Origin of the sequence: Phocaeicola sp. RTP21198st1_B8_RTP21198_201120 (assembly GCF_040929485.1) — a bacterium.
Taxonomy (GTDB): domain Bacteria; phylum Bacteroidota; class Bacteroidia; order Bacteroidales; family Bacteroidaceae; genus Phocaeicola; species Phocaeicola dorei.
The window spans coordinates 21051-29891 of sequence record NZ_JBCOCI010000060.1; the positions used below are offsets into that span (position 1 = coordinate 21051).

The following is an 8841-nucleotide window of genomic DNA, read 5'->3' on the forward strand; positions in this document are numbered from 1 at the left end:
TACTAGCAAAATGATACGCCATTTTACTTTTGATACATCCTTGATTTATTCTTTTATATCTTGGTACAAGAAGCGCTTGATACTTTTCTTGGCTGTTTTTTCAAATTCCTCAGGATATAGCTTGAAGCGGGCTATTTGGGAAAATGCCGGTAATTGTTTGTTCAGTTCAAGGCGATTTTCTTCCATTACTCGTACAAGGTCTGATTGGTTCAAGCCGTGAGCAAAAGCATCATCGGAATCCGGATAGATTAGGCCCACCAGTTTATCTTGTTGCAGAATAATCAGTGACTCTGATACGTATGGCATATTGTTTAGCTTGGACTCTATTTCTTCCGGATAAATGTTTTGTCCGGAAGAAGTGAGTAACAGGTTTTTGCAACGTCCTTTGATGAAAACATTTCCGTCTTCATCTATTGTCGCCATATCACCTGTATGCAACCATCCTTCAGTGTCAATGACTTGCCGTGTCGCTTCCTCGTTCTTATAATAGCCCAACATCAGGTTGGCTCCACGGCATACCAGTTCACCCGCAATGGCTGATGGGTTGGGAGACAGTACTTTGGCTTCCATACGTGCGGCAACTTTTCCGCAAGATGCCAATTTCAGTTCTGTCCAATGACTATGGCAAATGATGGGACCACATTCAGTCATTCCGTATGCAATGGTGTATGGGAAATCTATCATTTTTAGAAAGGCTTCTACTTCGGCATTGAAAGGAGCACCTCCGATGATGATTTCGATGAAATTTCCGCCGAAAACCTCCATCGCCTTCTGCTTGATAAGTTCTTTTATCTTATCACTGATGATGGGAACATGTAATAGCAGTTTACCTAATTTGTTGTCTACTTTGGGAAGAATATTTTTCTTGAATATTTTTTCCACAATCAGTGGTACGCAGGCTATAACGCGCGGGCGGATTTCCGCAAATGATTCGGCTATGATTTTGGGTGATGGCATACGGGTAAGAAACCATAGATGGGCGCCTGCTGTGAAACCGTAAAGAAAATCGAAAGTCATGCCGAATACGTGCCCCAAAGGTAACATGGATACGACGCTGTCACCTGCTTTCAGACCTATTTTTTCTTTACAGTAGAGTACGTTGGAGAGTATGCTGCGATAGGGCAGCATCACGCCTTTGGAATATCCGGTAGTACCTGAAGTGTAATTAATGATGGCTAGGTCTTCTGATTTTTCTTTTTCATAAGAAATATCATCAGGACGGAATCGGCAGGGGAATTTGTGTCCGAATATCTCATTCAGATGGTCGCGGGCATAAGCTAGTTTTTCCGAACGGGATACGGGTACGCCAAAATCTTTCAATTCTATGATACCTTCCAAATGAGGCATAGCTGCTTCATTCAAGTTCTCCCATATCTGATCGCCTACGAACAACAGGCGGGCTTCAGAGTGGTTTACAATATTGTGTACCTGGTCGGCTTTGAATTCATGTAGAATAGGTACAACTACGGCACCATAGGTGATGACGGCAAGGTAAGTTACTGTCCAATGAGCGCTATTACGCCCGCAAATGGCTATTTTATCTCCCTTTTCAATGCCGGCATTTTCCAGCAAGATATGTATTTTCTCTATTTTACGGGCCACATCTCTGTATTGCAATGTGATGCCTTTATAGTCTGTAAGAGCGTTTAAATACCAATTTGTTTTTATACTTTGCTCGATAAGAGCAATAAAACTCTGTTCTAGTTCCATGATAACTTTTGCACATTTATAGGCTGAGTGTGCGCAAAAGTAGTAAAATGAGGTAAGGGGGATGGGAAATGAAACAGTTTTTTACATTAATTTAACGTCCTGAAAATGTAGATCCTTTCATCCCTTTACTTTAAAATGCTAGTTTATAATCGTTTGCCAATTGTTGACGTGTCCTATGAAGGAGTATAGTTGCTATAATTGCCAGAATAAGAGTTAACCTTGCCCGATACCATGATATACTCTTTGTTTCAATGATAGTCGGGCAAGTTCGAAAATTGTTTCTATAATTATGGGATTTCTCGATAAAGAAGCTTTATTTATCGTTGCTTTTATTTTCTGTCTCTTCTTTAGAAGGCTGTGGTTTGATGATAAGTCGCAGGGATGGGTCGTAGGTGAAATAACTCCACATCCAATCTATAAAAATAAATAAACGGTTTTTTACCCCCACTATGCTCATCAAGTGTATAAATAGCCATACTGCCCATGCGGGAAATCCACTGAAACGTATCTTTTGCAATTCTACCACTGCATTATTTCTCCCGATGGTTGCCATAGACCCTTTATTATAATATTTAAAAGGGATGAGCGGCTGGCCCTTTTCGATATTTCTCAGATTCTTTATTAAGTTCATGGCTTGCTGTATGGCAGGCTGTACAACTTGCGGATGTCCTTTAGGATACTCTTCTGAAATCATTAGTGCGGTGTCACCTATAGCAAATATATTTTTAAAGTCTTGTATCTGATTGTGTTCATTCACTCTCAAACGGTTGCCTGGACCATAGCATTCGGCAGGAAGGCCTGCTAGACTGTTTGCTTTTACGCCTGCTACCCAGTAAACGTTGGCTGATTCTATAAAATTCCCGTCATCCAGTACCAACATATTATTCTCGTAATTTTTTACTTGTTGGTTCAATAATATTTCTACTCCCAAATGAGTGAGGTATTTTTTTACTTCTTCGGAAGATTGGGGGGAGAAGGCGGAAAGCAAGCGTGGACCACCATCTATTAATATGATTCTCATCGTACTGGTGTCTAGATCGGGATAATCGTGCGGAAGGATGAATTTACGCATTTCGGCTAGTGCCCCTGCCAGTTCAATACCAGTTGCTCCTGCGCCGACTATAATGAAGGTCATCAGTTGCTCCCGCTTTTTGGAGTCATTAGTGTTCAATGCTTTTTCAAAGCTTTCAAGTACTTGGTTACGATTATGCAAGGCTTCTGCTGTGGTCTTGAGGGACATGGTGCGTTTAGCTATTTCGTTGTTGCCGAAATAATTGGTATAGCATCCGGTAGATATAATCAGATAGTCGTAGCTTAGACTGCCGATGGAAGTGGTGACTTGTTGTTCTTCAGGATGTACTTGTTGTACTTCACATATGCGGATATGAAAGTCTTTGTATCCTTTGAATATCTTGCGGAATGGGAATGAAATAGCACTGGGCTCGATGCCTGATGTGGCTACTTGGTAAAGTAACGGCTGGAAAAGATGGTAGTTGTTTTTATCCAATAACACAACTTGGTAGTGTTGTCTTTTCAGTTTGCGTGCAATCTTTAACCCGCCAAATCCTCCTCCGACAATGACTATTCTTTTTTTATTTCCTTTGTCGGGAATGTTGGTTATCTGTTCAGTCATAATGGTATTTGTTATTTTATGTATATAATAACAAATAACCGGGGTGAAATGTTTAGTGTCATGGCTATTAGAAATTAAAAATTCCGGGGGATAATGTAGGATTGATATAACTTACGTCTCGTGTTTGCACTAGCCTGCCATTCAGAGTGTAGAATAATTGTTTGGTGGCCGACGAATTGTTTAGGTTAACAGTAATTACGTACAGAGTGGTTCGTTTAGGAAATTCTATGAGATTTACATTGGTGGCAGTCCACATGGCGTATGGACTCAATGTAAAATCATTATATACATTAGGTGCCAGTTGATCTGTAGTTTGTAAATTGGTATTAGTCATCACCCATTGGGCATTACCGTTCATCCATACTTTTTTTTCAAAACCATTTTGAGTAAAAGAGGCTACATAATAATTCCCTTGTTGGCTCCAACTTACGTTCATGGCATGCGGATATATCTTTTTCAGTGCTATATGAAATGTAGTGGGAGAGGTAGCAGACAAGGTGGTGATCAGTACCCATAATATCACACATATAGAATAGTATCTTTTCTTCATGGTCATTTAAATGTTTTGATGAGGTTGATAAAACAGCTTGGTTATACTTTTTGTTCGCCGGTATAAAATCTGATTTTGTGGACTTTTTCCACACTTTTGTAGTGTTGTCAACAGGTATCTACACTTCTAAAAATGGATATGTAAATATGTATATGCTTGATTTTTAATGAAGTATTGAGAAACGCAGATTTATGGCACGTTTCTTGTTTTATTGCTATCGGTAAAAATGAATAAAAAACAAAATAATTATGAAAAAGGTATTAGTAACATTGGTATTAGTAATGACTTTAGGCGTGTCTGTTTCTTTTGCTCAAGCGGCTCCGGTAGAGGTTCCGGTAGTGGAAAAGCCTCAACAATCTAAGAAATTGGTTTTTTCAGAAATCTATATGAATGATTTGCCGGAAGCTGTGATGGACAGGCTTGCACTGGAAGGTGCTATGATAAAGCAGGCTTTTATGACCTATGGCATTGATGGAAGCCGTATTTATAAAATTAATGTTTTAACAAGTGATGCTCATGAACAGACATTGTTCTTAGGTGAAGATGGTAAAATTTTGAAATAGTTAGTATATTTATAATAGTGCTTTTACATGAATTCCCGGCTTGTGATAAGTCGGGATTTTTTTTAGTTAAATTGTTTCTTGACGATATTCGAAAAATAATTAAGAAATCTCTTGTACATAATAATTGTAGATTTTATCTTTGCCACTCGAATTTAAAAAAGATGATACCATGGAAACTTATGATATATATTTTAAAGAAGGTACTGATTTTGCTAATAAAGGATTTTCATTGAAGGATAAGGCTAAGGCTATTAGAATGGCTGAAGATATGTTGGCTGAACGCAAAGGATATGTGAAGGATTTTGTTGGAGGAACTATTTCCGTAATGTGTAAAGAAACGAAAGAGGAAGTTTGGTCCAAGCCGATAGAGGAGGTTTAAGACAACTTTTACACCTCTTTTTGCCTAGTCAATCACAGAGTTGTCAAATACAACCCTTGATTATATTTATGGTGAGTTCGTTATTGGCGGACATAAATATTTCTTTCTCTTCTAGGAATTTCCGGTATATTTCTCCCTTCATGCTTTTTGCCGGGCTGATATGGATAATGTCAGGTTTCATCCGATTGAGCGATGATTCTTTTTTATAAGATGCTTCAGTATAATTTTTCTTTCCATTCTGTACATTTTTGACATATAGTTGTTATTCATTAGCTGAATACATCGTAAACTCACCAATGAAGTCTTCTGTATAAACAGAGGTTAGTTACATAAATTTATAGTGATTTTTTGTCTATAATATATTTGCCATTGAAGTCTTGTTAGATTCCTTTGGTTCTTCTCTGTTTCCGGTGCTTGAGTAGCAGATCCATTGAATGTTTTTCCCTTTGTCCTTTGTGTAATATGGCAAACATAAAAGGAAAAAGAATTTATGTTGTTTGAACAATTAAGTTAGAACGTGTGTTTATATAACTATTGTGATTATTGTTGTGCCGATGGTGTACAGGCATTGATACAACAATGATTTTTCATAAAAACTTTAAATTTATAAATTTAGGTAGCCCTGACTTGTGATAAGTCGGGGCTATTTGCTTATTATGTGCTATTAAACTTGGTCAACTATTGGTTAACAATTTTACGCAACAGTAACTCTTTGATGCAAAAGTGATAAATAAAATTTTTTGTTCACATGAAAAAAACTTTCTCAAAAGCTTTGTAGTATTGATTTTCTATGTATCTTTGCATCGTTATTATTTCGCGGGGTATTAGCTCATCTGGCTAGAGCGTTAGACTGGCAGTCTAAAGGTGGCGAGTTCGAGTCTCGCATGCTCCACTATTATAAACCTCTCTGTTTCAGAGGGGTTTGTGCTTTCTTAAGCTTCTCCAGCTTTCGTTTTTGGATAAAAAAAAGACAGTTTGTGCCACTTTTGGCAAAAAGAACTTGTCTAAAACGAATCCAGAACAATTATGACAACTCTTAAAGCTGCCGTTGTTCCGGCCAAGGTGCTGAAAAACGGCAAACATAGAATTCGTATAGCAATTGGTCATAAACAGGAAACAAGATACATCGTTACCCGATTTGAAATAGATAATACTGCTAATTTTAAGGGAGGGCAGGTGGTAGGTGTTCCTGATGCTGCACATGTCAATGCTAAATTACGTGGAATACTTAATTCATATCAGGATGCCTTGGATAAAATAAACACATCATCCTATACTTGTACCCAACTTGTCGAATACTTGTCCTCGGTAAAGCAGGGAGCTATCTCTTATAGTGTTGCTTCGGCTGACTATATGCAGAATTTGATTAAAGAGGGGAGAAGGACCACTGCTTCCTTATATCAAAGGGCGAGTGATTACTTCATTGAGTTTGTCAAATATGATATAATGCTTGATGGAATTACTCCCCGGACCATAAAGGACTTTGACATTTATCTAAAGAATGTCCGAAGGCTGGCTCCTGTTACTTGTGGTATGCACATGGCACATTTGAAGGCAATAATCAATCAAGCAATAAGGGATAAAAAGGTATCATATGACACGCATCCTTTTGAATATTATGAAAGGCCGGCAGGAATGCCCAAAGAGCGTGATATCTCGGTAGCTGACGTAAAGAAGATAAGGGATGCGGAGATAAAAGAGAAGTCTCAGCGTGTTGCCAGGGATGTGTTCATGCTTTCGTATTATCTAGGAGGTATCAATCTGATGGACTTGATGCAATACAATTTCAAAGATGCGAAAATTATGGAATATGTACGTGAAAAATCAAAAAACACAAAGAAAGGTGATATGAAGATCAGCTTCACTATTCCTGAGGAAGCAAAACCGATTATCAAAAGATGGATGGGGCGTAATGGAAAGCTTGATTTTGGTTATAAATACTCTTATCCTAATTTTCGTAACTATGTAACAAAAGAAATTATAAGGCTAGGGGAGAGGCTGGAGATAGAATCGCATGTCGTATATTATTCAGCTCGTAAATCCTTTGTCCAACATGGTTTTGAGCTGGGCATACCATTGGAAACTTTGGAGTATTGTATAGGCCAAAGCATGAAATCCAACAGACCGATCTTTAATTATGTCAGAATTATGAGAAAACATGCTGATGAAGCAATAAGAAAGATTTTAGATAATCTAAAGTGAGGATTTAAGAACTAGAGCGATTGCTTCGGCAGTCGCTTCCTCTTTTTCTTTGTCTATCTCTGAGTTTAGCCGTTCTATCAAGTCCATACTCCCTGTGACAATCGTTTTTGTGCCCTCAGAGGAAGAAATTGTAAGTTCATAGTGTCCATAGCCTATAAACTTTTTGGATAGCTGATAAGTGATTGGGGGGGGGAATTTTGACATATGAGAATTGCGTTAGCAGCAGAAAAAGAAAACGGTTCCGCTTTCCCGTTGCGTTACATTCCGTAGTCGAAACAGTGGATACATTAATATTCCACACGGGGGTCAGAACCGTATATGAAGAAGCTACAGACGATTATTATTGCCTGTAGCTCAATACGAGACAACGCCTCGACTACTTCAAAATGTAACGCAATGCAAAGATGGGTATTTTATATGACTTTACAAAAAACAAAATGGGAAAATTCAAGTAAGCAATAGGGATGAGAGATTATAAAAGGGTAGGGAAGGCAGCTTATTGGGCCGCCTTTTCAAGGTTCTCTCTGATTTGTTGGAGCATCCGGAAAGCCCCGGCCATCTTATAGTTGCCCAGACATTGTTTAGCCTGCATGATACAACTTTCAACAGTAAGTTTCAAATCCGGAGTGAAAGCCGCTTTGTTAATCTGCATTTCTTTTGGAAGTTCATCAGCATGGTTATTGAACCATACGATCATTTCATTCAATTCCTCTTCGGAATAAGATTCTTTTTCAGCCATAATACATAAGTTAATGTTATAGGCGACAAAGATAACAAAAATAGCCCCGACTCATCACGAGCCGGGGCAGTCCAATTTATAAATTTAAAGTCTTATGATGAAGATTGTCTGTTGCGCCAATGCTTTACTATCAGCATAACGACAATCAAAACGGTTACACAAACACAGGCAAAACCGATTTGTTTAAGCAACGTGGATTCTTTTTTCTCTTTTATGGTTTCTGACCGTTTTTCCTCATGGATATCGGAAGTGGTTTCCTTGTTAGCTTTCACTTTCGTACTGTCTTTGATTGCTGTTTCCTTCTCTCTATTCTTATTGAAATCACCTTCCACATGACCGTCTGCCAATAACGGAGGTTTCCCGGTCAGACTATCGGGCGGTTTTCGGGTATCATAAACTCGAAAATCAATCACATAGCTGCCATTAGTGGTTATCAGTTCTCTTAAAGAGGTACTTGATCCGTGTACGATGTTGACCGATTCACTCGTGCTGTCCTTCCTGATTACTTCTGTGTCGGATTTGACAGCCTTATGCGAACTGCCACAGGCAAACAGCAGGAACAGACACATGAAGGGAGCCAGTAATATGTGCCGGCTTACCCAGTTCATAACCTTAGCCAACATAAGAGATATCATTTATACGGTTCATCCAGCCCCGTTTGAACTTGTTATTTGCAGGGCGCTTCCGGCATATATCCTCGATGAAATCAAACCGTGCAATCTTGATCTGATCAAACAGTTCACGTGGATTACGGGAATTTACTGCAGCAAGTGTCTTAGACCCGACAATGCCATCAGGAATCACGCCAATCAAATCCTGCGGTATTTTGATACCGTGCACTCCGCTTGCCCAGATCCAATCGACAAGGATATCAGCTATGGATTGGGATTTAATTTCGTCAGCTTTCCACCTGTCCCAATACATGGTTTTCAAAATCTCCGTCCATTCCTCTTTCGTGATGTTTTTCAATCTTTCAACCGTAGGCTTAGGATAGCCTTTCTTTCGGCAATACGCTTCATAAGTTCCAATGGTCACACCCATATTGGTAGCCCCTCCTAAATCGTC

The 8841-nt window shown here is 38.9% G+C and carries 9 protein-coding genes and 1 tRNA gene; 4 read left to right on the forward strand and 6 right to left on the reverse strand.

The genetic code is table 11. The features are described 5' to 3' along the window. Positions 1-45: 45 nt before the first annotated feature. The 3 genes from AB5935_RS17560 to AB5935_RS17570 form a co-directional block, all read right to left on the reverse strand. Complete coding sequence (locus AB5935_RS17560) at positions 46-1710, reverse strand: long-chain fatty acid--CoA ligase (protein WP_008652089.1); 1665 nt, start codon at positions 1708-1710, stop codon at positions 46-48. Between the two features lie 313 nt (positions 1711-2023). Further along, a complete protein-coding gene (locus tag AB5935_RS17565; RefSeq protein WP_007835908.1) occupies positions 2024-3343 on the reverse strand; it encodes an NAD(P)/FAD-dependent oxidoreductase in 1320 nt (439 codons plus the stop codon). A 67-nt stretch (positions 3344-3410) separates the two neighbouring features. Continuing rightward, positions 3411-3893, reverse strand: a complete 483-nt coding sequence (locus tag AB5935_RS17570; RefSeq protein WP_007844114.1) for a PepSY-like domain-containing protein — start codon at positions 3891-3893, stop codon at positions 3411-3413. Between the two features lie 248 nt (positions 3894-4141). Between AB5935_RS17570 and AB5935_RS17575 the strand changes: the two genes are divergently transcribed. The 4 genes from AB5935_RS17575 to AB5935_RS17590 all read left to right on the forward strand — a co-directional run bounded on the left by AB5935_RS17575 (position 4142) and on the right by AB5935_RS17590 (position 7037). Further along, positions 4142-4456: a hypothetical protein gene (locus AB5935_RS17575; protein WP_007835905.1), complete on the forward strand. Its 315-nt coding sequence runs from the start codon at positions 4142-4144 to the stop codon at positions 4454-4456. 169 nt (positions 4457-4625) lie between these two features. Continuing rightward, the gene (locus AB5935_RS17580) at positions 4626-4835 is read left to right on the forward strand and encodes a hypothetical protein (RefSeq protein WP_007844115.1); all 210 of its coding nucleotides are present in this window, start codon (positions 4626-4628) and stop codon (positions 4833-4835) included. Between the two features lie 818 nt (positions 4836-5653). Continuing rightward, positions 5654-5727 (forward strand) — tRNA-Ala (locus tag AB5935_RS17585). Between the two features lie 134 nt (positions 5728-5861). Next, a complete protein-coding gene (locus AB5935_RS17590) occupies positions 5862-7037 on the forward strand; it encodes a tyrosine-type recombinase/integrase (protein ID WP_038609410.1) in 1176 nt (391 codons plus the stop codon). A 496-nt stretch (positions 7038-7533) separates the two neighbouring features. On the opposite strand, the gene AB5935_RS17595 is transcribed toward AB5935_RS17590, so the two are convergent. The 3 genes from AB5935_RS17595 to AB5935_RS17605 form a co-directional block, all read right to left on the reverse strand. Continuing rightward, on the reverse strand, positions 7534-7776 hold the full coding sequence (locus tag AB5935_RS17595; protein WP_117696248.1) for a DUF6965 family protein: 243 nt from the start codon (positions 7774-7776) through the stop codon (positions 7534-7536). A gap of 92 nt (positions 7777-7868) precedes the next feature. Further along, positions 7869-8399: a hypothetical protein gene (locus AB5935_RS17600; RefSeq protein WP_202183616.1), complete on the reverse strand. Its 531-nt coding sequence runs from the start codon at positions 8397-8399 to the stop codon at positions 7869-7871. Next, positions 8389-8841, reverse strand: a 453-nt coding sequence (locus AB5935_RS17605) for a glycoside hydrolase family 108 protein (RefSeq protein WP_368327507.1), incomplete at its 5' end; no start/stop codon positions are given. The genes AB5935_RS17605 and AB5935_RS17600, both read right to left, overlap by 11 nt.